Origin of the sequence: Nonomuraea sp. NPDC050680 (genome assembly GCF_040654555.1) — a bacterium.
In the GTDB taxonomy this organism is placed as follows: Bacteria; Actinomycetota; Actinomycetes; order Streptosporangiales; family Streptosporangiaceae; genus Nonomuraea.
On the sequence record NZ_JBFAIF010000024.1, the window covers coordinates 123,622 to 149,367 of the forward strand.

Genomic DNA, 25,746 nt, shown 5'->3' on the forward strand with positions numbered 1-25,746 from the left:
TGGTTGAAGTTCTACGGTCCGTCCATGAGCAGAATTCTGGTGACCGGCGCGACCGGCAACGTAGGCAAGCACGTGGTCTCCCAACTGGCCGGGGCGGGCCTCCAGGTCCGCGCCCTGGTCCGCGACCCGGACCGGGCGAAACTCCCCGAAGGGGTCGAGGTGGTCAAGGGCGACCTGTCCGTCCCCGAGACCCTGGAACCGGCGCTGAAGGACGTCGAGTCCGTCTTCCTGATCTGGCCCGGCTTCGCCGCCGAGACCGCCCGGGACGTGGTGAAGGTCATCGCCGCCCACGCGCGCCGGGTCGTCTACCTGTCGGCCGACGTCGAGGATCTGGCCGACGGCGAGGAGGCGACGCTGTTCCACCAGGAGGTGGAACGGCTGATCAGGCACACCGACGTGAGCTGGACGTTCCTGCGGCCCGGCGGTTTCGCGGCCAACACGCTCGGCTGGGCCGACCAGGTCAGGCAGGGCGTGGTGCGCTGGCCGTACGGGGAGGCGCGCAGGTCGCTGATCCACGAGAAGGACATCGCGGCCGTGGCCGTCCACGTGCTCACCTCGGCCGGGCACGGCGGGGCCAAGTACGTCCTCACCGGGCCCGAGCAGCTGTCACAGGCCGAGCAGGTGCGGATCATCGGCGAGGCGGCCGGCCGGGAGGTCCGGTGGGCGGAGCTGCCGCTGGACGTGGCCCGTGAGCAACTGCTGGCCGCGTGGGGCGACGCCCGGTTCGTCGACGGCGCGCTCGCGGGCTGGGGCGCGTTCGTGGACACACCGGAGCGGGTCACGGACACGGTCCCGAAGCTGCTCGGCCGACCGGCACTGACCTTCCGTCAGTGGGCCGCCGACCACGCGGGCGACTTCCGCTGACGAACCACGCGGCCGACCCGCGGTAGGTCAGCTCTCGTCGGCCGGATGTTCCACCAGGGCCAGGATGCGGCTGGACATGAACCGCGCCGTACGTACCGCGGTGCCGCTCCTGGTCACCTCACTGACCTCGACCAGCCCCCGACGCGTGGCCACCTCGACGCGGCGGCCCGCGCGGGTGGCGACGATCTCGTAGGTGCGCGGGGATGAATCGCCCGCGTCGATGACGATCTCCACCCGATCACCCTTCATGTACGGATTTATACCCAGAATGCCCGGTATTTATCCGTACACCAGTTTGATAATCGCCACAATCCCCACACACACGATGATGCCCCGCAGCACCGGAGCGGGGATGCGGCGCCCGATCCTGGCCCCGACGAACCCGCCCACCGTGGCCCCCAGCGCCACCGCCAGCACCGCCCACCAGTCCACGTGGGCGATGAAGACGAACAGCACGGCCGCGGTGCCGTTGACGATCAGGGAGAGCACGTTCTTGGCCGCGTTCACCCGCTGCAGGGGTTCGGTCAGGAAGCTGCCGAGCAGCCCGATCAGCAGCACGCCCTGGGCCGCGCCGAAGTAGCCGCCGTAGATCCCCGCCCCCAGCACACCGAGCCAGAGCAGCACCCCGCCGTGGGGATCGTCGTTCTCGCGCCGCGCCGACAGCCAGCCGTTGAGCTTGGGCTGCACCACGACCAGTACGCAGGCCAGCCCGATCAGCACCGGGACCACGACCTGGAAGACCCTCGGGTCGAGGAACAGCAGCAGGATCCCGCCGATCAGCGAGCCGATCGCCGAGGCGGGCCCGAGGCGCAGCAGCCGCTCGCGCTGCCCGGCGAGCTCGGCGCGGTAGCCGTACGCGCCGGTGAAGGAGCCGGGCACCAGGCCGATGTTGTTGGAGACGTTCGCCACGACCGGGTCGACGCCGATGGCCACCAGCGTGGGGAAGGTGATCAGTGAGCCCGACCCGACCACCGCGTTGATGGCTCCGGCCGCGACCCCGGCCGCGAACACCGCGACCGCCTCCCACACTGTCATCCGACAGAGCTTAGAGGCGGGACCTTTCCCGGCTACATCTCGGGGTCGTCCTTGGGCGGCGAGAAGAGACCGCCCAGATTCTCCAGCGCCCGGCCCATCTCCGACGGGACGATCCAGATCTTGTTGGCGTCACCCTTGGCGATCTCAGGGAGCATCTGCAGGTATTGGTAGGCGAGCAGCCGCTGGTCCGGTTTGCCCTCGTGGATGGCCTTGAACACCATCCCGATCGCGTCGGCCTGCCCCTTGGCCCGCATGGCCTGAGCCTCGGCCTCCGCCTGGGCGCGCAGCACAGCGGCCTCCGCCTCGCCACGGGCGCGCAGGACCGCCGCCTGCTGCTCGCCCTCGGCCGTCAGGATGGCCGCCTGCCGCTGCCCCTCCGCGGCCAGCACCGCGGCCCGCTTGTCGCGGTCGGCGCGCATCTGCTTCTCCATCGAGTCCTGGATGGAGGAGGGCGGGTCAATGGCCTTGAGCTCGACCCGGTTGACCCGGATGCCCCACTTGCCGGTCGCCTCGTCGAGCACGCCGCGCAGCTCGGTGTTGATCTCCTCGCGGGAGGTCAGCGTGCTCTCCAGGTCCATGCCGCCGACCACGTTACGCAGCGTGGTGACGGTCAGCTGCTCGACGCCGACCAGGAAGTTCGCGATCTCGTACGTGGCCGCCTTCGGATTGGTCACCTGGAAGTAAATGACGGTGTCGATCGAGACCACCAGGTTGTCGGAGGTGATCACCGGCTGTGGCGGGAAGGAGACGACCTGCTCGCGGAGGTCGATCAGATCCTTGATCCGGTCGACGAACGGCACCACCAGGTTGAGCCCCGGCTTCAGCGTGCGGTGATAGCGGCCGAGCCGCTCGATGATCGCCGCGGTCGCCTGGGGGATGATGCGGACCGTCCGGGTCACCCCGAACCCCACCGCCGCGACCACGACGATGGCGACGATGAGCTGCTCCGTGGACATGCCAACGCTCCGAGGCCGAGGGGATCGCCTTGGTAAATGCTACTGGGCGTTCAGCGGATTGACGCGATCTAGTGCGCGCGGGCGTTACTGCGCGCGGCCGTTACTGCGCGCGGCCGTTAGTGCGCGCGGCCGTTAGTGTGCGCGGCCGTTAGTGTGCGCGGCCGTTAGTGTGCGCGGCCGTTAGTGTGCGCGGGCGTACCAACGTCCTTCGGCGCTGCGGTCGAGCGTCAGCTGCACCCCGAACGTCTGCGACAGGTTGTCGGCCGTCATCACGTGCTCAAGCGGCCCCTGGGCCACGACCGAGCCGTGCTTGAGCAGCAGCCCGTGGGTGAACCCGTTGGGCACCTCCTCCACGTGATGCGTGACCAGCACCAGCGTGGGTGAGCGGTAATCGTTGGCGAGCACCGACAGCCGGCGTACGAGGTCCTCCCGGCCACCCAGGTCGAGCCCGGCCGCCGGCTCGTCCAGCAGCAGCATCTCGGGGTCGGGCATGAGGGCGCGGGCGATCTGCACCCGTTTACGCTCGCCCTCGGACAGAGTGCCGAACCTGCGCCTGATCAGATGCGCGGCACCCATCATGTCGATCAGCTCGACGGCCCTGGTGACATCGTTGGAGTCGTATTCCTCGGTCCAGCGGCCCATGATCGCGTAGGCCGCCGTCAGGACCAGGTCGATGACCTTCTCCTCCGGCGGAATGCGCTCGGCCAGCGCGGAACTCGCCAAGCCGATGCGCGGCCGCAGATCGAAGACGTCGGCCTGGCCCAGCCGCTCGCCGAGCACCTCCACGACCCCCTCGCTCGGATAGAGCAGCGTCGCCGCGACCTGCAACAACGTCGTCTTGCCTGCTCCGTTCGGCCCGATGACGACCCAACGCTCGTCCTCGTTGACCGTCCAGTCGATGCCGCGCAACAGGGCTGCTCCGTCGCGCCGGACGGCGACGTCCTGGAGCCGCAGCACCTGACCACCCATCCCCGTATCCCTCCTTTAGGAGTAACGCTCGGGACAAACCTATTGCAGGGCGAGCGCATATCGTGGATCGGTGCTCCCTGAATCACCTGTCTCTCCTCCGCTGGTCGCCTGGGGCAACGCCTGGCTCGCCGGTCACGTCGGTCTCGACGAGGCCGTCGACCAGGTCGAAGCCGCCGCCGGTCCCGCCGTCGTGGGTCCCGCCGTCGTGGGTCCCGCCGAGGTGCCCGGCTCCCCTGCCGAGAGCCCTGCGGTGGATCCCGTCGCCGGTCCCGTCGCCGGCGACCTGCCCCTGCGTGCCTACCTCGCCGAGCTGCGATCCGACGGGCTGACCGAACTCCGGCTCGCACTGCCCGCGCCCGGCGACCCGCTCGGGCTCTCCGGACCGCCCGCCTTCAACGCGGCCGCTGTGGAGGCCGGCCAGGCGGTCATCGCGGTGCTCTCCGACCGATGCCTCGGGCTGGTGCCCTCGCCCGACCTGCGCGGGTCGTCCTATGTGGGGGTACGACTGGCCGTACACACCTCGGGGCCCGTACGCGTGGACCTGCCCTCCGTGGCCGAGGCGGAGCGGGAGCTGTCGATCGCGATGCGGTCGGCGACGGACGCGCTGACCTCGGTCGACGGACCCGCACCAGAGCGGCCCGATCGGCTGGGACGGCTCGGCGGCGAGCTCGCCCCCGGCTATCCGGGACGGGCGCACCGCGTCTCCGCCCTGGCCGCGCGACTGGGCGCGGTGCTGCGGGTGGCCGACGAGAGAGGGCTCACCTCGGGCCAGATCGCGGCGAGCGGCGAGGCCCTGCGCGAGCTCGACCGCGCGGTACGCCGCGCCCTCGTGGCGGCGCACCACTCCATCTTCGAGCCGGTCAGGCCGTAGCCGCAGGCGGGTTTTCGTGACGATCAGGCCGTAGCCGCAGGCGGGTTTTCGCGACGATCAGGCCGCGGCGGCCGTGAGTTCCCTCGCGCGGGACCTCCTGAGGTAGACCGCGAGGGCGCCCGCGCACAGGACGGCCAGCAGGAACGTGGTCGGCAGACCGGTGAAGGGCCCGGCCAGCGCCGCCTCCCCGGCCAGCGGGCTCGCCTTCGGCTGGCTCAGCAGGAGCACGGCCATCTCCGGCGGGCGCTGACCCCGCACGCCCACCGGGAAGGCATAAGTGGCCAGCCAGAGCGGCGTCGCGTGGAAGGCCATGGCCGTCCAGAGGCTACGAGTGGTCAGCGTGAGCAGCGCCGCGAGCGCCGACCAGAGCACCAGGTTGGTCGCGAGCACCCAGTGGAAGGTGTGCAGCGGCGCGATCAGCATCAGGGGTCCGACGAAGTGGAAGAGCGCGAACGCCGCGGACGACAGAGCGATGCCCGCGGGCACGCCCCATCGCGCCCCGGCGCTCTGCAGGATCCAGCCTCGGAAGAGGATCTCCTCGATGGCGATCATCATGATCCTGGACAGGTAGGACACGGGCAGCAGATAGATCAGGGCGGAGTTCCACAGCGAGCCGTCCACGCGCAGGTTGCCCGTGGCGTACTGCAGCGCCAGCCAGCCCGCGATGAAAGCCGCGCCCAGGCCGAAGCCGATCAGGTGCTGCCGCCAGGCGTCGCGGCCCCAGGTGAGGCCGAGCGAGGCGAACGGCCGCTTCTCGTAGAAGCGTGTCCAGAGCCACAGCAGCACGAAGATCGGTGCGTGCTGGATCACGGTCGTCACCAGCAGCAGGACCGCGAAGAGCAGGCCCGACTGCCTGCCGGGGAAGAGCATGCCGAGAGGCAGCAGGAGCGCCATTCCGATGACGATCCCCGCGGCGTAGATCAACTGCGCCAGCAGGACCGCCACGAGCGGATGGGTGCCGCGTTTCCCGGCCGTCGAAGCATTGACGAAAGCGTTGTTCATATCGCTGAACGTAGAGATGGGCGGCACCGGGGCGAATCCAGCGCGAGACCGATCACGGCCTGTCTTCGTATGTGTCGCAGGTCATGTTCGGCCGCCGACCCCGAGGGGTTCGCCGTCCCCGCTGTTAGCGTGGAAGCGTGGCCGGAAGTGATCGTTGGACACATGGCACCGATGAGCGGGCCCCCTACATTCTGAGCGCCCTTTTCGGCGGCTCGGACCTGATCCTTCTCTGGTCCGCGCTCCAGATCGCGGCCGGTGACCACAGATTGTGGTTCTTCTGTGTGCCTCCCCTGGCGATGCTGGGCATGTGGCCGTTCCTGCGGTGGAATAGGGCGGCCTCGCGGACCCGTAGAGCGGTCAGCCTCCTTTTCGTGCTGGCCGCGCTGGGTGGGATGGGCACCGGGAGCGCGATCACGACCATCCCCCTGGCGGTGGTGGTGCTCACGCACATCGTCTCGGTGTTCGGGTTCGGCGGCGGCGCGTGGTTCAGCGTGGTCGCGGTGGGTTTCACCCTGACCGCGAATCTGATGCTGGGGCGAGATATCTGGCGGTTGCTCGCCGAGACGATCGTGATGGCCGTGTTCACGGTGTGGGCGCTGATCGCCACCCGCGTACTGCTGGGCGCCAGGCAGCGCGCCGCCGACAACGAACGACTGCTGGCCGAGCTGACCGACGCCCACGCCAAGCTGCGACGCTACGCGGCCAGAGTGGGGGAGCTCACGGTGGCCGAGGAGCGGGCTCGCATGTCGCGCGAGATGCACGACTCCGTCGGCCACTACCTCACGGTGATCAACCTCGGCCTGGAGAACGCCCAGCGCTACCGCGCGGCCCGCCCCGATGAGGCGTGGGCCGAGGTGCGGCAGGCCCAGCAGCTCACCGTGGAGGCCCTGGCCGACACCAGACGCTGGGTGCGGGCGCTCAAGCCGCTGGCGCTGGAGGGCAAGGCGGGCGCCACCGCGCTGGCCGAGCTGGCGCGGTCGTTCGAGGGCACCGGACTCGACGTCACCTTCCAGGCGGAGGGCGCGGGGCCGGCGCTTGACGAGGAGGCCGAGCTGGTCATGTACCGGGCGTTGCAAGAGGGGCTGACCAATGCGGCGCGCCATTCCGGGGCGCGGCGCGTGGAGGTCGTGCTCGGTGCCTCGGACGGCCACGTCGAGCTGGCCGTCACCGACGACGGGCGCGGCGCGGCTGACGGGGAGCTCTGCGGCGGGCACGGCCTGGCCGGGCTGCGGCAGCGGGTCAGCGCGCTCGGCGGCTCGCTCCACGCGGGGAGCCGCGCGGAGGGCGGATTCACCTTACGGGTCAACCTGCCCGCCGGAACGGGGGCGGCCCTGTGATCGTCCGAGTGCTGATCGTGGACGATCAGGTGCTGATGCGCCAGGGCCTGCGCAAGCTCCTGGAGCTGGAGGAGGGCATCGAGGTCGTGGGCGAGGCCGCGGACGGCCTGGCCGCGCTTGACCTGCTCCCCTCGGCCCGGCCTGACGTGGCGCTGGTGGACGCGCGGATGCCGAGGATGGATGGGATCGAGCTGATCGGCCGGCTGGACATCCCCGCGATCATCCTGACCACGTTCGACGACGACGACTACATCTTCGGCGGCCTGCGCGCCGGCGCCCGCGGCTACCTGCTCAAGGACACCCCGCCCGACGAGCTGGTGGCGGCCATCCGCAAGGCGGCCAGGGGCGAGACCGTGCTGGGCGGAGTCGCCGCCGAGCGGGTGGTCGCCGAGCTGCGCAACGTCCCCGCCACGCCGGGCCTCGCCGACCAGCTCTCCGAACGCGAGCACGAGGTGGCCGTCCTGGTCGGAGATGGCGCGACCAACCGCGAGATCGCCAGGCGGCTGTTCATCACCGAGGGCACGGTGAAGAACCACATCTCCAGCATCCTGCGCAAACTGCGGCTACGCGACCGCACCCAGCTCGCCATCCACATCGCAAGGTCGGGCTGAATCGCGGTCAGGTCAGTGGGTCTTGACCGTCTTCTCGGCGACCAACAGGCTTCTAGATCTTGTCTGCCTTCACCCGCGCGATGAAGTCGGCCCACACCTCGGGAGCGAACACCAGGGCTGGGCCGCTGGGGTCCTTACTGTCGCGGACGGCCACGATGCCGGGGAGGTTGGTGGCCACCTCGACACAGTCACCACCGTTGCCGCCGCTGTGGCTGCTCTTGAACCATTGGGCGTCCGTCAGGTTCATGATCCCATCGCTTTCTCGATGAGGGCCACCGACGCGGCCTGTGGCAGAGCGCACGCCCGAAGCGCGTCGAGCTGGGTCAACAGGGTCTCGATTTCGGTGGGACCGTTGACTATCTGACCCTCGGCTGCGGTTTCCAAATAGACTATATCGGGCGACCCCCTGAAGTTCGCGATCACAAAAGCCCCAGTTAGACCGGCATGCGCGCCTACTTCAAGCGGAATGAATTGAATAGTGATTCGGGGCCGCTGAACCAATTCGAGAAGCTGCTCAAGCTGCTTGCGCATGACCTGCCGACCACCGACGGGACGGATCAACACGGCTTCGTCCAGGGTGGCCCAGAACATGGGCGGGTCCGGCCTGGTGAGGATTCGTTGCCGCTCCATGCGTACGGCCACCAGATCTTCCACCTGATCGTCGGTATCGCCTGGTCGGCCTGCTCGTAGAACCGCTCGTGCGTAGTCCTCGGTCTGGAGCAGCCCCGGAACGAGGACGGGTTGAAAGCTCTTCAGGGTCCGCGCCTCTCGTTCCAACTCGACGAACGGCCGGAACCACACGGGGTAGACGTCCCTGCCGATCAAAGGCCATAGACGGACGAGAGCGCCATCCGTCTCCAATGCGTCATCGCACTTCTCCGCGAACTCCTTCGTCGGCGCGCGCTTGGCCGTCTCGATGAGACCGACGAGAGATGTGGAGTAGGAGATCCTACGCGCGAGATCCTTTTGACTCCATTGCGCTGCCTCGCGATATTTGCGCAGTTCAGAACCCCAGTAGGCAAGGACACTCGCGTTCGCGTCCAGCTCGCTCGGAGAGGGGATCTCTACTCCCGTCCTTCATAGGTCTACACGAATCGTTGTGTGTCCTACCGAAGACGCAACTGAACGTGTGGATTCACCGTTGGAGGCGCTCCACTACCGAAAGTAGTCGCTTCGCTACACCCTTGGAAAGGCAATCCGGCTACAAACATCAACCGCGCCGAGAAGAGGCGGACAACAATGATCGCTCCCGCTCCGCTGGCCCGGCCGCCTGCCGTACACGCCGCCGACCAGCTCAGTAACGCACTGCGACAGCACGGGATCTTCACTGACGTTCATGATGGCTACGGCGTCGCCCTGGTGTCGGTCTGGGTTGATCTGCTGGTCTGGACGGACGGCTTCGTCTACCGCTGGTGGACGGGACAGATCTCGGGGCGGACGGGCCGACGGCTCTACACGGTCTACAACGTGGACAACCCAACTACGGTCGCCCGTTGTGTCGCTCGTCGGTACGTGGAACTACATCAAAGCCGCTCGTTGTCGGAGCCGATCCACGCAGGCACGTCGTGAAGTCACCGGATGAGTGCTTGAGCCCGCACGTGGCCATGGCCCAGCGCGGTCACACGCGGTTGGAGTGGCGGAATCCGTACCGGACGTCTGACCGCATACGGCCGGTGAACTGGACCTGCGCCTGCCGCGCCACGGTCTATGAGCTGTGCGAGGGCGGCGGGCAGGCGTTCATCCGGCGAACCGCTCAGCTCGACCACAAGTACAAGATCCACGAGACCAGCCGATGGTCTCTCGCCGAAGCTCGGGCGATCTGGGCGGCGTTGCTGTCCGGTAGAGCCCGATAGACGGGCGTGGCGGCGTGGGATCTGGAGGGACGGCGTCGCCACGCCTGCCAGGGGTCAGGGGTAATCGTGAGGTCAAGCTAAGCCGTGGCGGACGGCGTACAGGGCGGCCTGGGTGCGGTCCTGGACGCCGAGCTTCATCAGCACGTTGGACACATGCGTCTTGACCGTCTTCTCGGCGACCGACAGGCTCCGGGCGATCTCCCGGTTGGAGTGGCCGGCCGCGATCAGCGCCAGCACCTCGCGCTCCCGTTCGGTCAGCGGCACCGGGCCCGGCGCCGGCGGCGAGCCGTTGGCACCGGCCAGCATCGCCTCCGCCGCCTCGGGGGCGAGCAGCACCTGCCCTCCGTGTACGGACCGCACCGCCTGCACGAGCGCGTTCGGATCGACATCCTTGTAGAGGAACCCGGAGGCGCCCGCCCGCATCGCCGGCCCCACGTCGGACCGGTCGCTCACCGAGGTCAGCACGATCACCCTGGGGAGCGCCCCAGAGAGGCGGCCCAGCGCGCCCAGCCCGTCGAGCACCGGCATCTTCAGATCCAGCAGCAGCACGTCAGGAACGAGCTCCCCGGCCAGCTCGACGGCCTGGGCCCCGTCGGCCGCCTCGCCGACGACCGTGATGTCCTCCTGGAGGTCGAGGAACGTCCGCAGGCCCTGCCGTACCACCGGATGATCGTCGGCGATCAGCACCCGGATCACACACCCACCTCCACGCGGACCGTCGTCCCCTCGCCGCGGATCGAGGCGACGGTCATGACGCCGCCCACGGACTCCGCCCTGTCCCTCATCGACACCAGGCCAAGGCCGCGCGACTCGGCCTGCTCGAAGCCCTTGCCGTCGTCGCGTACGGTCAGCACCAGCTTGCCGCCCTCGTCGGCCAGCCGCACCTCGACGTGGCCGGCGTCGGAGTGCCTGAGCGCGTTGTGCAGCGCCTCCTGCGCGACCCGCAGCACGGCCACCTCCACCGCCGAGTCGAGCGGCGGCAGCTCGCCGCCCTCGAACGTGACGCTCGCCGGCTGGATCCGGTCGAGCAGGCGTACGTGCTTGCCCAGCGTCTCCGCCAGCCCGTGCCGGTCGAGCTCGGCCGGGCGCAGCTCGACGATCACCGCCCGGAGCTCGGCCAGCGCCTCGCCCGCCAGGCGCTGCACGCGTTCGAGCTCGGCGGCGGCCTGGTCGGGGGCGCTGCGCAGCAGGACCGCGGCGGACTGCGCGGTCAGCCTGAGCGAGAACAGCTTCTGGGTGACGGCGTCGTGCAGCTCGCGGGCCATCCGGTTGCGCTCTTCGAGCATGGCCAGCTCGCGGCCCCGCTCGTACAGTCTGGCGTTGGTCAGCGCGATGGCGGCGTGCGCGGCGAACAGCGTGAGCAGGTCCTGGTCCGCCTCCGTGAACCCGTCGGGCGCGCGCTTGTTGGCCAGGAAGATGATGCCGAGCACCTCTTCGCCGTCGCGGATCGGGGTGCCGAGGAAGTCCTTCATCACCGGGTGCGCCTTGGGCCACCACTCGAACCTGGGGTCCTCGCGCAGGTCGGGCAGCCGCACCGGAGCCCCGTCGCGCAGCATCGCGCCGAGCATGCCATGCTGCCTGGGCAGCGGGCCGATCGCGGCCCATTGCTTGTCGGTGAGGCCCTCGGCGACGAACTCGGCGAACGAGCCGTCCTCGTCCGGCACGCCGAGCGCGGCGTAACGGGCGTCGAGCAGCCGCTGGGCCGAGCGGACGATGACCTGCAGCACCTCGCGCACCGAAAGGTGCCGGGTCACCGCGAGCACGGCGGTGCTCACCGCCTGCATGATCTCGTCCCTGTCGGAGGCCACGGCACCCACTCTATGGGCCTGGGTTCACATGCCGGTCCTAGGTCCAAATGCCCAGGACGAGGCGGCCCCTCAGCCCGATGTACGGCCGGCTCCGCGCTCCTACCGTCGAGACATGACGAACACCGCACTGATCACCGGTGCCTCCCGCGGCCTCGGCCTGGCCCTGGCGACGACGCTAGCCGGCGCCGGATGGGAGCTCCTGCTCACCGCCCGCGGCGCGGCGGACCTGGAGCGGGTCGCGGCCGAGCTGAGCGTCACCGCCATCGCCGGTGACGTGAGCGACCCCGCACATGTCGAGCGGCTCGCGCGCGCCGTACCCGAGCTGGACCTGCTGGTCAACAACGCGAGCGGACTGGGCGTGACCCCGCTGCCCCCGCTGTCGGTGTACCCGAGAGATGAGTTCAGGGCCCTGCTGGAGACCAACGTGATCGCTCCCCTGGCCCTCATCCAGGCGACGCTGCCCGCGCTGCGCGCCACGCGCGGCGCGATCGTGAACATCACCTCCGACGCCGCCACCGGCGCCTACGAGGGCTGGGGCGGCTACGGCGCCACCAAGGCCGCCCTGGAGCAGCTGTCCAACGTCCTGTCGGCCGAGGAACCCGACCTGGCCGTCTGGTGGGCCGACCCCGGCGAGATGAACACCCGCATGCTGGCCGACGCCGTCGGCGCGCAGGAGGCGGCCGGCGCGGCGGATCCCGCCAAGGTGGCCGCGGCACTGTACGACCTGGTCAGGGCCCGTCCGGCCAGCGGCCGGGTGAGCCTGCAATGACCGCCGCGCTCGACTTCGCGCTGCCGGACACCTTGTCGGCGCACGAGCCGCCCGAGGCCCGAGGGCTGACCCGCGACTCGGTACGGCTGCTGGTCTCGCACGGCCATCTCCCGCCGGAGCACCGCCGCTTCACCGACCTGCCGGGGCTGCTCGACCCCGGCGACCTGATCGTGGTCAACAACTCGGCGACGCTGCCCGCCGCCATCAGGCTCGACCGGCTCGCCGTGCACTTCTCCACCGCGCGCGAGGACGGCACCTGGCTGGTCGAGCTGCGCCGCCGTACCCCGAAGTCCTCCGAGCCGTACGGCGGCGGCGAGCCGGGCGAGTGGCTGCCGCTGCCCGGACGGGCGACGCTGCGGCTCATCGAACGCGAGACGCCGCGCCTGTGGCGAGCCAGACTCGACCGTGACGTGGAGGCGTACCTGCGCGATCACGGCGTGCCCATCCGCTACTCCTACGTGTCGCGCGACTGGCCGCTCGACGCCTACCAGACCGTCTTCGCCACCGTGCCGGGCAGCGCGGAGATGCCGAGTGCGGCCCGGCCGTTCACCGCCGAGCTGGTCACGGCTCTGGTGGCGCGCGGCGTCGGAATCGCGCCAATCACCCTGCACACCGGCGTCGCCTCGACGGAGAAGGACGAACCGCCCTACGCGGAGCGGTACGAGGTGCCCGCGGCCACGGCCCGCCTGGTCAACCTGACCACGGCGAACGGCGGCCGGGTGGTGGCCGCCGGGACCACCGTGGTGCGCGCGCTGGAGACGGCCGTCGGCGATGACGGGCTGGTGGCCGCCTCGGCGGGCTGGACCAGGCACATCGTGACACCCGAGGTAGGGGTCAAGGCCGTGAGCGGGCTGCTCACCGGGCTGCATGAGCCCAGGTCCAGCCACCTGATGATGCTCACCGCGATCGCCGAGCGGGAGCCGCTCGCCCGCGCCTACGAGGCGGCGTTGCGGGAGGGGTACCTGTGGCACGAGTTCGGTGACACCCACTTGCTGCTGCGCCGATAGTGGCCCCTCGTGCTCATGTGTCAGGGTACGCCCAGTAGCCTGGCTCAATGTGGACCAGCGCACCCTCCTGATCACCCTGACCGGCCCGGACCGACCGGGCGTCACCTCGAGGCTCTTCTCGGTTCTGTCGGGTTTCCCGGTGACCGTGGCCGACATCGAGCAGGTCGTCATCCGCGGGCGGCTCACGCTCGGCGTGCTCGTCGCCTACGCGGGCGGTCCGTCGACCGGCACGGGCAGCACACTCGGCGCCATGTGGACCGCCGTCGAGCGGGTGTCTGAGGACCTCGGCCTGGAGCTGGAGCTCTCCACCGGCTCCCAGACCAAGGAGCAGCGCCGGCGCGGCCGCCTGTCGGTCAGTGTGCTGGGCGCGACGCTCCAGCCCGCCGCGATCGCGGGCATCGCCGGGCGCATCGCCGCCGCCGGCGCGAACATCGACCGCATCGAGCGCCTCGCCCAGTGGCCGGTCACCTGCATCGAGCTGTCGGTCTCCGGCGCCGACCCGAGCGCGCTCCGCGTCGAGCTGGCCGCCGAGGCCGCCGCCCTGCACGTCGACGTGGCCGTGCAGCGCACCGGTCTGTCGCGGCGGGCCAAGCGGCTGGTCGTCATGGACGTCGACTCGACGCTCATCCAGGGCGAGGTCATCGAGCTGCTGGCCGCTCACGCGGGCTGCCTCGAAGAGGTCGCCCGGGTCACCGAGGAGGCCATGCGCGGCGAACTCGACTTCGCCGAGTCCCTGCGCCGCCGGGTCGCGCTGCTCGAAGGGCTGCCGGCCGAGGTGTTCGAGCAGGTACGCCAGCAGGTCGTGCTCACCCCCGGCGCCCGTACGCTGGTCCGCACGCTCAAGCGGCTCGACTACCGCTTCGCCATCGTCAGCGGCGGCTTCACCCAGATCACCGACAGCCTCGTCGAGGACCTGGGCATCGACTATTCGGCGGCGAACGTGCTGGAGGTCGTCGACGGCAAGCTCACCGGCCACGTCGTCGGCGAGATCGTCGACCGGCCGGGCAAGGCCCGCGCGCTGGAGCGGTTCGCCCGCGAGGCGGGGCTGCCGATCAGCCAGACGGTGGCCATCGGCGACGGGGCCAACGACCTCGACATGATCGCGGCGGCCGGGCTCGGGATCGCCTTCAACGCCAAGCCGGTCGTCCGGGAGGCGGCGGACACCGCGGTCAACACCCCCTACCTCGACTCGATCCTCTACCTGCTCGGGATCTCCCGGGACGAGGTGGAGGCGGCGGACGCCGAGGATGGCGTGCTCACCCGCTGATCTCTCCCTTGGGGTCCCAGCGGGTGATCAGCTGGGCCTCGCCCGGCCACAGGTCCACCCAGTCCGCTTCGGTACGGATGACCGCGAACGAGCCCGGCCGGAACCCGTAGTCGCCCCCGGCCAGCGCGATCGCCAACTCGTGCACGCCCGGGTTGTGGCCGCACAGCACGACCGTCTCCAGCTCCGGATCGGTCAGCTTGACCAGCGCCAGCAGCTCCTCGGGGTATGCCTGGTAGACATCACGCTCGTAGCTGACCGCCACCTCGGGGAAGGCCAGCTCGGCGGTGCGCTTCGTACGCAGGGACGGGGAGCACAGCACCAGGTCGGGCGCCAGTCCGAGGGCCCGCACCTCGTCGCCGGCCCGCTTCGCGTCGCGCTCGCCCCGGTGCGTCAGCGGACGCTCGCTGTCCTCCAGGCCGGGGACCTGCGCGGCCTTGGCGTGGCGGAGCACGATCAACGTACGCACGTGTTCATGTTCCTCTCGTCGCCCACACACCCAGCGCGACGATCACCGCGAGGATGGCCAGCATCGCCAGCAGGATGTAGGCCAGCGCCTTGCCGCCGCTGGGCCGCTTTTCTTCCATCCGCCCAGTTTCCCATCGGGGGCGACGGGTGCCGCACCTGACCCGCGATGTTTCTTTCAGCCCTTGGGACGTCGCCCCTTGAAACCCACGGCCCTGGGGATGTCGCTTTTTGAGACGTGGAACGCCCGCTCCCCCAGACCTCGGAGGAGCGGGCGTCCGGACGGGGTCGCTACGAAGCCACCGGCTGGTGCTCCCGGTTGTTGTCGTTGCTGGCCGACTCCTTGGTGACCGAGCGGCGCTTGGAGACGAGGATGGCGCCGACCACCACGCCCACCGCCACGACCGTGATCCCGATGCGCAGGGCCGGGTTGCCCGCGTACAGGACCACCGCCGGCGCCACCAGGAGCGCCACCAGGTTCATCACCTTGATCAGCGGGTTGATGGCCGGTCCGGCCGTGTCCTTGAACGGGTCGCCGACCGTGTCACCGATGATCGTGGCCTCGTGGGCCTCGGAGCCCTTGCCGCCGTGGTGCCCGTCCTCGACCAGCTTCTTGGCGTTGTCCCAGGCGCCGCCCGAGTTGGACAGGAAGACCGCCATGAGCGTGCCGCAGGCGATGGCCCCGGCCAGGAACGCGCCCAGCGGCGCGTACCCGAGGGCGAACCCGACCGCGATCGGCGTCATGACCGCCAGCAGGCCGGGCGTGGCCAGCTCGCGCAGCGAGTCACGGGTGCAGATGTCGACGACGCGGCCGTACTCGGGCTTCTCGGTGCCGTCCATGATGCCCGGGTGGTTGCGGAACTGGTCGCGTACCTCGAAGACCACGCGCATCGCGGCCCGCCCGACCGCGCTGATCGCCAGCCCGGAGAACAGGAACACGACCGCCGCGCCGATGATCAGGCCGACGAGCACGTTGGGCTGGTCGATGCTCAAACTGAACGAGGAGAACGCGCCGAGCGACTCCTTGATCGCGTCGGTCGCCTGACTGAGCTGCGTCTCCACGGCCGTGCGGAACGCGCCGAACAGCGCGGTCGCCGCGAGCACCGCCGTGGCGATCGCGATGCCCTTGGTGATGGCCTTCGTCGTGTTGCCGACGGCGTCGAGGCTGGTGAGCACGCGCGCGCCCTCACCCTCGACGTCGCCGGACATCTCGGCGATGCCCTGCGCGTTGTCGGAGACCGGGCCGAAGGTGTCCATCGAGACGATGACCCCGACCGTGGTCAGCAGGCCGGTGCCGGCCAGCGCCACCGCGAACAGCGCGATCGTCACGTTCCCGAAGCCCAGCAGGAACGCGCCGTAGACCGCGCCGGCGATGATCAGCGCCGAGTAGACGGCCGACTCGAGACCGACGCTGATGCCCGCCAGGATGACGGTCGCCGGCCCGGTGGCCGAGCTCTCGCCGATCTCGCGGACCGGACGCCTGGTCGTCTCGGTGAAATAGCCGGTCAGCAGCTGGATGGCGCTGGCCAGGATCAGACCGATGATCACCGCGCCGATGGCGATGAGCCGCGGGTTGGCGGTGGACTGCACGGCCGAGCCGGTCAGGTCGCTGAAGGTGCTGGGCAGGTACCAGAACGCCGCCGCCGCGACCAGGACCGCGGAGATCCCGGCCGAGATGAAGAAGCTGCGGTTGATGGCGGCCATGCCGCTGCGGTCGCCGTCGCGCATCCGGGTGACGAAGATGCCGATGATCGCGGTGAGCACACCGATCATGGGCACGATCAGCGGGAAGATCAGCCCCTGCTCACCGAAGGCCACCTTGCCCAGGATGAGGCTGGCGACCAGCATGACCGCGTACGACTCGAACAGGTCGGCGGCCATGCCCGCGCAGTCGCCGACGTTGTCGCCCACGTTGTCGGCGATCGTCGCCGCGTTGCGTGGATCGTCTTCGGGGATGCCCTGCTCGACCTTGCCGACCAGGTCGGCGCCCACGTCGGCGGCCTTGGTGAAGATGCCGCCGCCGACTCGCATGAACATCGCCAGCAGCGCCGCCCCGAAACCGAAGCCCTCGAGGACACCGGGCGCGTCACCTTGGTAGACGAAGACGACGACGGCCGCACCGAACAGGCCGAGGCCCACGGTGAACATGCCGGCCACGCCGCCCGTACGGAAGGCGATGCGCATGGCGCGCTTCTCGCCCGCCTCACGGGCGGCCGCCGCGACGCGTACGTTTCCGCGTACGGCCAGCCACATGCCCATGAAGCCGGTCAGCGCGGAGAATACCGCCCCGACCACGAAGAATATCGAGCGGCCGATGCGCACATCGGTCTCACCCGGTAGAAGGAGCAGCAGAAAAGGGATCACGACGACGAAGACCGCCAACGTGCGGAACTGCCGCGTGAGATAAGCGGCGGCTCCCTCTTGTACGGCACGGGCGATGTCCTGCATGCGCTCCGTGCCGGGGTCGGCGGACAGCACCTCGCGCACCAGGCCGCCGGCGACGGCTAGGGCGATCAGTGCGACCGCGGCGACCACGATCACGATAGTGAGATTGTTACCGCTCAGGGCCAGATTGGACGCTGGCTCCACCGCCAGCATGTGCCTAAACATCGTTCTCCTCGGCAAGACCGGTCGTCCTGCCCGGGCGGTGCGCAAAGATCGGCGGGGCTGGTGCGGCACCATCCGGGTTGTGGGTGCCGCTTCCGGTTGAGTCCGCAGTTTCGCCGGATCACCTTGGCCGGTGCCGGGAGTCTACGCACGGGCTGCGCGGATATGAAGGCTCTGCCGGTCGCTATTTGGCCACGCGTCCAGTAATCCCCCAGTAATCCCCAGCCAGCAAGGCGATTTGCCATCTGACAACCGAAATTTCCCCGGGTTTACGGCCATGACAAGGTGCCCGAAACGACACGCCCGAAACATGGGTTTGGGACATGCCAGAGGGATGACATGCCGGAGCCGGGCCGTGGGTGCCCACGGCCCGGCCGGTCACTCGGAAGAGACGGCGACGGCCCTATGGCTGCCGACTGGTGGAAGCCATGGGTGCCGTGCCTCGTATCGGCGCCCAGCCCCGTATCACCAGAGGAGCGTACCCCTGGACAGGGCTCAGCCACGGTCGGCGGGCGGGGCCCACCGTGCCGTGCCGTAAAGAGAGAGTTGTTGTCGTTATATCGGCGCGTGGCCGTTGGTGGCGGCCGGCCAGCTCATGCGGATGCGCATCCCCTTGGGGCTGGGGAACACCTCCACGTCGTCGGCCAGCCCCGCGATCACCGCGATGCCGAACCCCGACATGAACGAGTCAGAGAGCATGCCCAAATCGAGAGGTTGCTCCTGCTTGATCTCGTCGCTGGGGGCCTGATCGCTGACCGTGACCTCGAACCGTCCCGAGTCGTCTTTCAACTCGATGCGGATGGGCTCTCCCGGGCAGTGCGCGCGATGCGCCTCGACCGCCCGGGAGCAAGCCTCACCGACGGCGAGCCTGACCTCGTCCAGCAGCGACTCCTCCACGCCGGTGCGCCGGGCGATCGCCGTCGCGACCAGCCGGGCGGTCCGCACATGCGCGGGAAGGGCGCTGAACGTCAGCTCGACGGTAGCCATGACTACTTGTCTTTGCCGTGAGCTTCCTTGGCCTCGTCGACCGAAGCGTAGATCCCGAAGACCTTGGTCAGTCCGGTGATCCGGAAGATCTTGAGGATGCGCTCCTGCGTGCACACCAGCTCGAGCGAACCGTCGTGCGCCCGAACCCGCTTGAGCCCCCCGACCAGGACACCGAGGCCCGTCGAGTCGAGGAAGTCGACCTTCTCCATGTTCACGAGAAGGTGGAAGTTGCCCTTGTTCACCAGGTCGATGAGGAGCTCACGCAATCTCGGCGCCGTGTAGACATCGATCTCACCCTCAACCTCGACGATGGTGAGTCGGTCCTCGTTGTGGTGATCCAACTTCAGATCCACAGATCCTCCAGCGCCTCGCCTGCGAAAGTACCCTTGCGGGCCTGGCAGTCTGGAACGGGGCTCCAGACCGTCTGACCCTGACGCGCGGCATTCAACCACGCGTCTGGCTTGTGTCTATACGAAATCACGATTCCCGGCGACTTTGCCCACGGATGCAGACTGGAAACAGTGACTTCCTCCGCTTCCTCCCCACACCGGCCAGGTCCACTCCTCGGTCACCTGCTCGGTGTTCCCGCACGTCATGAGCGCGTCACTCATGTGGAGCATGTTCCAGTACGTCAGGCGGGTCAAGTGGGTTGGCCGAAATGGGCGCCGGAACTCCTGGTTACGCGCTTGGCGAACCGCGGAATCCCGGGATTGTGGCCACACCAGTACGAAGCCGCCGACCTGGCCCATCGTGGCCGAAACGTGATCATTTCCACCGGAACGGCGTCCGGGAAGTCGCTCGCGTACCTCACCCCGGCCGTCGCCTCCTGCCTCGACGGCGGCACGGTCCTTTACCTCACGCCTACCAAGGCCCTGGCCGCCGACCAGCTCCGCGGCCTGCGCGAACTTCGCATCACCCAGCTCCGCGCGGCCTGCTTCGACGGCGACACTCCGTTCGAGGAACGTACCTGGGTCCGGCAGCACGCCAACTACGTACTGACAAATCCCGACATGCTGCATCGCAGCGTCCTCCCCCGGCACGCCCAGTGGTCGTCGTTCTTCCGGCGGCTGCGGATGGTCGTGGTGGACGAGTGCCACGGCTACCGCGGGGTGTTCGGCTCGCACGTGGCCCAGATCCTGCGCCGCCTGCGCCGCGTCTGCGCCCGCTACGGCTCGCAGCCGGTCTTCCTGCTGGCCTCAGCGACGGCCAGCGAGCCGGGAGCGTTCGCGATGCGGCTGACGGGGCTTGAGATGGCCGAGGTGACGTCGGACGGGTCTCCCAAGGGTGCGACGACCATCGCGCTCTGGGAGCCGCCCCTGACCGAGCTACGGGGCGAGAGAGGCGCTCCGGTGCGCCGCACGGCCACCGCAGAGGCCGCGGACCTCCTCACGGACCTCGTCCTGGCGAACGTCCGCACACTCGCCTTCGTCCGCTCCCGGCGCGGCGCCGAAACAGTCGCCCTCACCGCCCGCGCCAAACTCGCCGAAGTAGCCTTCTCCCTGGCCGGGACCCCGGGGCCGCCAACCGTCGACGGCTCATCTCCAGACCGCGACACTCCCATGGCATCCCTGGACCCCGGCACCGCCCCACCACGCCCAGGCCACGGCACGACCCCGCCGCGCTCAGACCAGGGCGCCACTTCACCGGGCTCAGACCAGAGCGCGCTGTCCTGGGGAGTGCCCGACTCCGCCGGCTGGGCCGACCTTCCAGACCGGATCGCCGCCTACCGGGCCGGATATCTCGCCGAAGATCGCAGGCTCCTGGAGAAGGCCCTCCGCTCCGGCTCCATCATGGGCCTGGCCACCACGAACGCCCTCGAACTCGGCGTGGACGTCTCCGGCCTGGACGCCGTCCTGATCGCCGGCTGGCCGGGCACCCGCGCCTCCCTCTGGCAACAGGCGGGCCGAGCCGGCCGCGACGGCCAGGAGGCACTCGCCGTACTCATCGCGAGGGACGACCCCCTCGACACCTACCTCGTACACCACCCCCAGGCCCTTTTCGGTCAGCCCGTAGAGGCGATCGTGCTCGACCCGGACAACCCGTACGTCCTCGGCCCCCACCTCTGCGCCGCCGCCGCGGAGATCCCGCTGACCGACGCCGACCTGCCCGTCTTCGGCCCCACCACCCCGAACGTCCTCGACGACCTGGTCACCCAGGGCCTGCTCAGAAAGCGCCCCGCAGGCTGGTTCTGGACCAGGCGCGAACGTGCCACCGACCTGGCCGACATCCGGGGCGGCGGAGGCGCGCCCATCCAGGTCGTGGAGTCCGCGACCGGCCGTCTCCTCGGCAGCGTGGACGAGCCGTCCGCCCACACCACCGTCCACACCGGCGCCGTCTACCTGCACCAGGGCGAGACGTACCTGGTGGAGCTCCTCGATCTCGAAGCCGGGGTCGCCCTGGTGGGCGGTCCGGAGCCCGACTACACGACGTTCGCGCGCGACGTGACGGAGATCTCGGTGCTCGCCTCCCTGCGTTCACACGACCTCGGTCCCGGGAGTCTCCACTTCGGTGAGGTGGAAGTGACCAGGCAGGTGGTCTCGTACCTCAAACGGCGCCTCCAGTCCGGCGAGATGCTCGGCGACGAGCCCCTGGACCTCCCGCCGCGCACCCTCCGCACCCGCGCGGTCTGGTGGACGCTCCCCGCCTCAGAGGTCGCCATCCTGGCCGAGGAGGGCTTCGACCTGGGCGGCGCCGCCCACGCCGCCGAACACGCCGCCATCGGCCTGCTCCCCCTCTTCGCCACCTGTGACCGCTGGGACATCGGCGGCGTGTCCACGGAACTTCACGCGGACACGGGCCTGCTGACGGTGTTCGTGTACGACGGCCACGAGGGAGGCGCCGGATTCGCCGAACGCGGCTACGCCCGTGCCACCGACTGGCTCACAGCCACCCGCGAGGCCATCGCCTCCTGCGAATGCGAACGCGGCTGCCCATCCTGCATCCAGTCCCCCAAATGCGGCAACGGCAACGAGCCCTTGGACAAACGCGGCGCCATCCACCTTTTGGACACCCTGCTACGCTCCACCCCCAGCGCAAGCTAGTCCGGTGCCGACGAACGTTCGCCGGGTGTCCGGTTGGTATCCCTTTGGGGACCCCTGACACGACGGACGGTCACAGGGACCGGACGCGCGGACTCACTCGAGGCGCAGCCCCTGCAGGATCCGGGACAAGGCGGCCCACACGTCGTTCAGGTCGCCGGGATCTCCGGATCCGGCCAGCCACAGGGCGGCCTCGTTCATCGCCCCCGACAGCAGGTGAGTCAGCGGGGCGACCGGCTGTCGAACGATGATCCCTGCCTCGATGAGGCCCGAGAGCGCCTCGGCCAGATGGCGGGCGGAGGCGGCCTCGTCCAGCGCGCGCCACTCGCTCCAGCCCAGGACCGCGGGGCCGTCGATGAGCATGATCTGTTGGATGTCCGGATCGGTGCAGGCTGCGAGGAACGCCCGGCACCCGGCCACCAGTTGCTCCCATGGGTCGTCCTGGGCCTCGGCGGTCGCGGCCACCGACTCGGCCACCTCTCCCTGCACCTGCTCCAGAACCGTGCGGAACAGGTCGGCCTTGCTCTCGAAGTGGTGGTACAGCGCACCCTTGGTGACCCCGGCAGCGGCGACGATCTGCGACAGGCCCACCGCCCCGTAGCCCCGGCTCGCGAACAACAGCCTGCCCTCGCGTACCAGAATCCGCCTGGTCTGCTCGCGCTGCTCGATCCTGCTGCCCTGGTGCATCGCGTCACCCCCGTTGACGTACCGATGGTATGCCAATAGCGTAGCTTGACATACCATCGGTATGCGAAGGAGCTTTCCGTGATGCTGACCAGCTTCTATCCGGTTCTCTGCACCTCCCTGCTGCGGGAGTCGCGGGACTTCTATGTCGGGTGGTTCGGGTTCGAGGTGACGTTCGAGGCGGACTGGTACGTGAGTCTGCGCAGGCCGGGGACTCCGCCGTACGAGCTGGCCCTTCTCGACCACCGCCATCCGACGCTGCCCGAGGGCCACCGCGCGCACGTTCAGGGGCTGCTGCTCAACTTCGAGGTCGAGGACGTGGACGGGGAGTGGGAACGGCTCGTGGTTCGGGGAGGTCTGCCGGCCGTGCTCGAACTGCGCAGCGAGGATTTCGGACAGCGGCACTTCATCGTGGCCGATCCCAACGGAGTGCTCATCGACGTCATCACGCCCATCGCTCCCACCACCGAGTACGCCGGCCAGTACCAGACTCAGGATTAACGAAGATCTGCGGCCCTTTGCCGCACAACGAGCCTTTGCCGCACAACAAGCCTTTGACGCACAACAAGCCTTTGACGCGCAACAGAGCCCGTCCGACCTCGGCTCGATAACGACCCGCCCGCTGTGCCAGATGACCTCACCCACCACATCAGTGCCCAGGTCAGGGAGCTCAAAGTCCGACGGCATACCGATGGTCTCGGCAAGACCGATCGCATCAGGCACGCCCTCTACGCGGAGGAACACGCCGTAGGGCTGGCGCTAGCCCAGGCAAGTTCTCCGACCGGCCGATTCCCTCGGAGGACTTGGCGGGTTGGTCGTGGGCTAGCTATCGCCGCCGCGATGGCGGTGGCCCGCGAACGCGTTCTCGTCGTCGTCAGCCGCCCAGAAGTCACCTGCTCCGGGCTGCGGGCGCTCCCAGAAGCCGCTGTCCTCCATCGCCCTGGGAGCAGGTGGCAGGTAGTCGTCCCAACGCTCCTCGATGCGTACAACGGGCGGCGTGACGGCGGCGGCCGACTCGGGCACCTCGATCACGGCCGAGCTGGGCAGCGCGATCCGTATGGGCTCCTGACGGGCCTCCCGACCGCCCAGCTCAACACGCGGCCGACCGGGCTGGTCGAGGGGCTCCCGGTCACCGTGAGCCGCTCCCCTCCAGCCGTCCTGATCGACGGACACACGGTCATATCGACCGGCACCCATCCGGCCATCCCGATCCGCGGACACCCACGAAGCCTGCTCAACACCCGCCTCCGTCCGGCCATCCCGATCCGCGGACACCCACGAAGCCTGCTCAGCACCCGCCTCCGTCCGGCCATCCCGATCCGCGGACACCCAGGAAGCCTGCCCGGCACCCGTCCGACCATTCTGATCGCCGGGCGCCCGATCATCCGAATCAACAGGCTGCATGTCGGCGTCGCTGAGGTGCAGCGGGAGGGCGGCGCGTACCTGCGCACGAGCCTGCCCCGGCACCGGCCCGTCAGCCCGACCGGCACTCGGCCCCTCTGCGTAACCCCGTGCTGCGGACGGCGTGGCCGGCAGGTCAGACGCTGTCGAGGTGAAGCGATCGGACGAAGCCGCACCGAGCTGTTCGGGCGTCCCCGAGCCGGGCCGGTCGGACGCCGCCGAGCCAGAGTGTTCCAGTGCTCGCATGTGAGATTCCAGTGCCTGCATGCGGGACCGTGCGGGCGTCTGCGCGCCGAGGCGTTCTGGTGGCGTACGCGAGAGTCCAGGAGCCTGAGAACCAAGCCGCTCTGACGCGCGTGAACGCTCAGGCGTCTGAACGCCGGACCGCTCCGACGCGCGGGACTGTTCAGCGGCCTGCGTACGAGGATGCTCACCGGCCGGTCGGACCTTGGCGACTGCCAGCACCACGGCAGGACGTCGAGGTGCCGAAGCGGTGGGCGGGACGCTATCCGTACTGTGTTGAGCAGAAATGTCGTGGCTGGGCGAAGCCCCAGCCGGGTGCGGCACCGAACCCCCCGGACCAGCGGCGGCGAGAGACCGGCGACGCGCCCACGCGCCTCCATGCGCGGCCAGCAGCAGCAAGACGAGCCCGCCTGCGACGTACAGGCCGTACTGGCCGATGCCGCCGGCGGCCGACTCCGACGACTGGGCCTTCACCTTGGAATCGATGGCAGCAGAGTCCGCGTCGCCTGTGGTGCCATTCGGAGTGAGGCCGTCGGTCTTGCCCGAATCCCCGGTCGTGTCGGCGGTCGGAATCGGGAGATTGCCCTTGGGGTCGGTGTCGGGCATGGCAGGGAGTTTGTCGGTCTTCTTCGTCGTGGTCGCCTTGCGAGTGGGCGCGACCGTGGCCTGCGCGTGCTTCTTGGCCGGCAGCGTAGGCAGAGTCTCGACGCCCTTCTTGGTACCCGGAGTCTCCTGCTTCGTGGCGGTCTTCTTCGGCTGGGCGGCCGGGGGTGCGGGGATGGTCACGTACGCGGCGCCAGAATTGCCGGACTCGATCGACCCTCCATCGCCATCGCCCCTGAACGCCTTCACGGTGAAGCCCACTCGCTGCCCGGCCGCCTTGGTCGGTACGGCGAGCACGGCCTTGCACGATGATCCGGAGCAGGCGCTGTCGGCGGGCAGCCTGCCCACGATGCCGGACTGGCTGGTAGCCACCTCGTACGACTGGAGGTCCGGCTCCGAACCCTTGCTCCAGGTCACCACGATCTTCTCGGTTCCCTGCAAGGCTGCGGCGACATTGTCCGGCGCGGCGGCGGGCCGCCTCAGCTTGAAGGTGCTCGTCGCGTAGGTGCTGCCGGTGATCTCACCCTTGAGGACCACGTTGAAGGTCCCGTTGGGTGCGCTGTCCGCGTCGAACGTCCCAGAAATCGTCTGATTGGCACCTCCACCGGCGACCTTCTGCCTGGCGGTCGAGGGGCCCTCCACGTACACGCCCATGTTGAGCTGCATCAAACCGGTATGCGCAGAGATCGGCACGGATCCACTCGTGACCACCTGACCGTCCGACGGAGACGTGATCTCCCCGGGGCCCGCACCTTGCCGCGTGGCCACGGCCGCCTGAGCGGACCCACCGAGCACGATGGTTCCCGCCACGACCGCCGTTGCGACTATCGCTCTGCCAACCGTCACGGCGCTTCCCTCCATAGAGAGCCTCGCGCCGCCTGACCACCCTGGGGCGCTCACGCGACGACCGGAATGCAGTCCGCTTGGCCGATGTCGATCACCGACCGCCCCTGAACCCGCACCCTAGCGGCTCAGGTCCGGGGACATCCCAGACTCCGAACCCAGACGGCATGGACTCACGAGTAAGCGGCACCTTATGTGAGCTATCTAACTCTTGGACACTCTGTCTAAGAAGTCGTAATTCGATTGCGACCTAGCCCCGACAGCCACACAAGCCACATTGCTCGCGGAAGCGAAAAACCCCTCTACTTTCACGAACTTTGCGCTAAATACCGGTCCGCCCGGCCCTTTGCCCCCAGCATGAGGACGCCCTCAGCATGGGGCCGGGATCCACTCCCCGCCCAGAACTATGGGCCACCTTAAAATCGAGGCCCCAGTGTCCGTGGCCATGTAAAAGTCCCCACAGGTGGCCAGTTCGAGGTCACCACTGATGGCCGGTTTAGGTCCCCGCTTCTTCTTCGCGCTGTTCGCG

Annotated in this window: 26 protein-coding genes and 1 pseudogene; 11 read left to right on the top strand and 16 right to left on the bottom strand. The window is 69.2% G+C overall.

What is annotated here, in order from left to right; translation table 11 throughout:
• Nucleotides 1-24 precede the first annotated feature (24 nt).
• A complete protein-coding gene (locus AB0H88_RS44855) occupies nt 25-864 on the top strand; it encodes an NAD(P)H-binding protein (RefSeq protein WP_357655069.1) in 840 nt (279 codons plus the stop codon).
• Nucleotides 865-891: 27 nt separating this feature from the next.
• Here AB0H88_RS44855 and AB0H88_RS44860 read toward each other — a convergent pair whose 3' ends face one another.
• The 4 genes from AB0H88_RS44860 to AB0H88_RS44875 all read right to left on the bottom strand — a co-directional run bounded on the left by AB0H88_RS44860 (nt 892) and on the right by AB0H88_RS44875 (nt 3,824).
• Nucleotides 892-1,113, bottom strand: a complete 222-nt coding sequence (locus AB0H88_RS44860) for a hypothetical protein (RefSeq protein ID WP_225299053.1) — start codon at nt 1,111-1,113, stop codon at nt 892-894.
• Nucleotides 1,114-1,143: 30 nt separating this feature from the next.
• Nucleotides 1,144-1,899: a sulfite exporter TauE/SafE family protein gene (locus tag AB0H88_RS44865; protein ID WP_357655070.1), complete on the bottom strand. Its 756-nt coding sequence runs from the start codon at nt 1,897-1,899 to the stop codon at nt 1,144-1,146.
• Nucleotides 1,900-1,931: 32 nt separating this feature from the next.
• Nucleotides 1,932-2,855: an SPFH domain-containing protein gene (locus AB0H88_RS44870; RefSeq protein ID WP_357655071.1), complete on the bottom strand. Its 924-nt coding sequence runs from the start codon at nt 2,853-2,855 to the stop codon at nt 1,932-1,934.
• A gap of 180 nt (nt 2,856-3,035) precedes the next feature.
• A complete protein-coding gene (locus AB0H88_RS44875) occupies nt 3,036-3,824 on the bottom strand; it encodes an ABC transporter ATP-binding protein (RefSeq protein ID WP_357655072.1) in 789 nt (262 codons plus the stop codon).
• Between the two features lie 70 nt (nt 3,825-3,894).
• On the opposite strand from AB0H88_RS44875, the gene AB0H88_RS44880 reads away from it, so the two are divergent.
• On the top strand, nt 3,895-4,695 hold the full coding sequence (locus tag AB0H88_RS44880) for a hypothetical protein (protein ID WP_357655073.1): 801 nt from the start codon (nt 3,895-3,897) through the stop codon (nt 4,693-4,695).
• Between the two features lie 57 nt (nt 4,696-4,752).
• Here AB0H88_RS44880 and AB0H88_RS44885 read toward each other — a convergent pair whose 3' ends face one another.
• Nucleotides 4,753-5,697 (bottom strand): CPBP family intramembrane glutamic endopeptidase, encoded by a 945-nt coding sequence (locus AB0H88_RS44885; RefSeq protein WP_357655075.1) that lies wholly within the window; start codon nt 5,695-5,697, stop codon nt 4,753-4,755.
• Nucleotides 5,698-5,834: 137 nt separating this feature from the next.
• Between AB0H88_RS44885 and AB0H88_RS44890 the strand changes: the two genes are divergently transcribed.
• Complete coding sequence (locus tag AB0H88_RS44890) at nt 5,835-7,034, top strand: sensor histidine kinase (protein ID WP_357655077.1); 1,200 nt, start codon at nt 5,835-5,837, stop codon at nt 7,032-7,034.
• Nucleotides 7,035-7,069: 35 nt separating this feature from the next.
• Nucleotides 7,070-7,645 (top strand): response regulator transcription factor, encoded by a 576-nt coding sequence (locus AB0H88_RS44895; RefSeq protein ID WP_357655111.1) that lies wholly within the window; start codon nt 7,070-7,072, stop codon nt 7,643-7,645.
• 52 nt (nt 7,646-7,697) lie between these two features.
• Here AB0H88_RS44895 and AB0H88_RS44900 read toward each other — a convergent pair whose 3' ends face one another.
• The 3 genes and pseudogenes from AB0H88_RS44900 to AB0H88_RS44910 all read right to left on the bottom strand — a co-directional run.
• Nucleotides 7,698-7,892: a DUF397 domain-containing protein gene (locus tag AB0H88_RS44900; protein ID WP_357655079.1), complete on the bottom strand. Its 195-nt coding sequence runs from the start codon at nt 7,890-7,892 to the stop codon at nt 7,698-7,700.
• On the bottom strand, nt 7,889-8,446 hold the full coding sequence (locus AB0H88_RS44905) for a DUF5753 domain-containing protein (RefSeq protein ID WP_357655080.1): 558 nt from the start codon (nt 8,444-8,446) through the stop codon (nt 7,889-7,891). Before AB0H88_RS44905 ends, AB0H88_RS44900 begins: the two co-directional genes overlap by 4 nt.
• 42 nt (nt 8,447-8,488) lie before the next feature.
• Nucleotides 8,489-8,707 (bottom strand): annotated as a pseudogene (locus AB0H88_RS44910) (helix-turn-helix transcriptional regulator); the annotation flags it as partial.
• A 177-nt stretch (nt 8,708-8,884) separates the two neighbouring features.
• On the opposite strand from AB0H88_RS44910, the gene AB0H88_RS44915 reads away from it, so the two are divergent.
• Together AB0H88_RS44915 and AB0H88_RS44920 are read left to right on the top strand one after the other, a co-directional pair.
• A complete protein-coding gene (locus AB0H88_RS44915) occupies nt 8,885-9,214 on the top strand; it encodes a hypothetical protein (RefSeq protein ID WP_357655082.1) in 330 nt (109 codons plus the stop codon).
• Between the two features lie 104 nt (nt 9,215-9,318).
• Nucleotides 9,319-9,498: a hypothetical protein gene (locus AB0H88_RS44920; RefSeq protein WP_357655084.1), complete on the top strand. Its 180-nt coding sequence runs from the start codon at nt 9,319-9,321 to the stop codon at nt 9,496-9,498.
• A 72-nt stretch (nt 9,499-9,570) separates the two neighbouring features.
• Here the strand turns inward: AB0H88_RS44920 and AB0H88_RS44925 are convergent, their stop codons facing one another.
• On the bottom strand, nt 9,571-10,194 hold the full coding sequence (locus AB0H88_RS44925; RefSeq protein WP_357655085.1) for a response regulator transcription factor: 624 nt from the start codon (nt 10,192-10,194) through the stop codon (nt 9,571-9,573).
• The gene (locus AB0H88_RS44930) at nt 10,191-11,306 is read right to left on the bottom strand and encodes a GAF domain-containing sensor histidine kinase (RefSeq protein WP_357655086.1); all 1,116 of its coding nucleotides are present in this window, start codon (nt 11,304-11,306) and stop codon (nt 10,191-10,193) included. Before AB0H88_RS44930 ends, AB0H88_RS44925 begins: the two co-directional genes overlap by 4 nt.
• Before the next feature lie 112 nt (nt 11,307-11,418).
• Here AB0H88_RS44930 and AB0H88_RS44935 point away from each other — a divergent pair, with 112 nt between their 5' ends.
• Genes AB0H88_RS44935 through serB form a run of 3 tightly spaced genes read left to right on the top strand, consistent with a single transcriptional unit; the run spans nt 11,419 to nt 14,349 of the window.
• Nucleotides 11,419-12,075, top strand: a complete 657-nt coding sequence (locus AB0H88_RS44935; RefSeq protein WP_357655088.1) for an SDR family NAD(P)-dependent oxidoreductase — start codon at nt 11,419-11,421, stop codon at nt 12,073-12,075.
• A complete protein-coding gene (locus AB0H88_RS44940; protein ID WP_357655090.1) occupies nt 12,072-13,082 on the top strand; it encodes an S-adenosylmethionine:tRNA ribosyltransferase-isomerase in 1,011 nt (336 codons plus the stop codon). The genes AB0H88_RS44935 and AB0H88_RS44940 overlap by 4 nt, the downstream gene beginning before the upstream one ends.
• Nucleotides 13,083-13,131: 49 nt before the next feature.
• A complete protein-coding gene (serB, locus tag AB0H88_RS44945; RefSeq protein ID WP_357655092.1) occupies nt 13,132-14,349 on the top strand; it encodes a phosphoserine phosphatase SerB in 1,218 nt (405 codons plus the stop codon).
• On the opposite strand, the gene AB0H88_RS44950 is transcribed toward serB, so the two are convergent.
• From AB0H88_RS44950 to AB0H88_RS44965, 4 genes are all read right to left on the bottom strand, one after another.
• Nucleotides 14,339-14,815 carry a histidine phosphatase family protein gene (locus AB0H88_RS44950; RefSeq protein WP_357655094.1) on the bottom strand — a complete coding sequence of 159 codons (477 nt, stop codon included), beginning with the start codon at nt 14,813-14,815 and terminating at the stop codon, nt 14,339-14,341. The genes serB and AB0H88_RS44950 overlap by 11 nt on opposite strands.
• A 287-nt stretch (nt 14,816-15,102) precedes the next feature.
• Nucleotides 15,103-17,409, bottom strand: coding sequence for a sodium-translocating pyrophosphatase (locus AB0H88_RS44955; RefSeq protein WP_357655112.1), 2,307 nt, complete (start codon nt 17,407-17,409; stop codon nt 15,103-15,105).
• A 564-nt stretch (nt 17,410-17,973) separates the two neighbouring features.
• Nucleotides 17,974-18,405, bottom strand: a complete 432-nt coding sequence (locus tag AB0H88_RS44960) for an ATP-binding protein (protein WP_225299083.1) — start codon at nt 18,403-18,405, stop codon at nt 17,974-17,976.
• A gap of 2 nt (nt 18,406-18,407) precedes the next feature.
• On the bottom strand, nt 18,408-18,758 hold the full coding sequence (locus AB0H88_RS44965) for an STAS domain-containing protein (protein ID WP_020542579.1): 351 nt from the start codon (nt 18,756-18,758) through the stop codon (nt 18,408-18,410).
• Between the two features lie 408 nt (nt 18,759-19,166).
• Between AB0H88_RS44965 and AB0H88_RS44970 the strand changes: the two genes are divergently transcribed.
• Nucleotides 19,167-21,446 carry a DEAD/DEAH box helicase gene (locus AB0H88_RS44970; protein ID WP_357655096.1) on the top strand — a complete coding sequence of 760 codons (2,280 nt, stop codon included), beginning with the start codon at nt 19,167-19,169 and terminating at the stop codon, nt 21,444-21,446.
• 93 nt (nt 21,447-21,539) lie between these two features.
• Here AB0H88_RS44970 and AB0H88_RS44975 read toward each other — a convergent pair whose 3' ends face one another.
• The gene (locus AB0H88_RS44975; protein WP_357655114.1) at nt 21,540-22,130 is read right to left on the bottom strand and encodes a TetR/AcrR family transcriptional regulator; all 591 of its coding nucleotides are present in this window, start codon (nt 22,128-22,130) and stop codon (nt 21,540-21,542) included.
• A gap of 78 nt (nt 22,131-22,208) precedes the next feature.
• On the opposite strand from AB0H88_RS44975, the gene AB0H88_RS44980 reads away from it, so the two are divergent.
• Nucleotides 22,209-22,628, top strand: coding sequence for a VOC family protein (locus tag AB0H88_RS44980; protein WP_357655097.1), 420 nt, complete (start codon nt 22,209-22,211; stop codon nt 22,626-22,628).
• A gap of 321 nt (nt 22,629-22,949) precedes the next feature.
• Here the strand turns inward: AB0H88_RS44980 and AB0H88_RS44985 are convergent, their stop codons facing one another.
• Entirely contained in the window at nt 22,950-25,040 is a 2,091-nt protein-coding gene (locus tag AB0H88_RS44985) for a hypothetical protein (RefSeq protein ID WP_357655099.1), read from the bottom strand.
• Between the last annotated feature and the right edge of the window lie 706 nt (nt 25,041-25,746).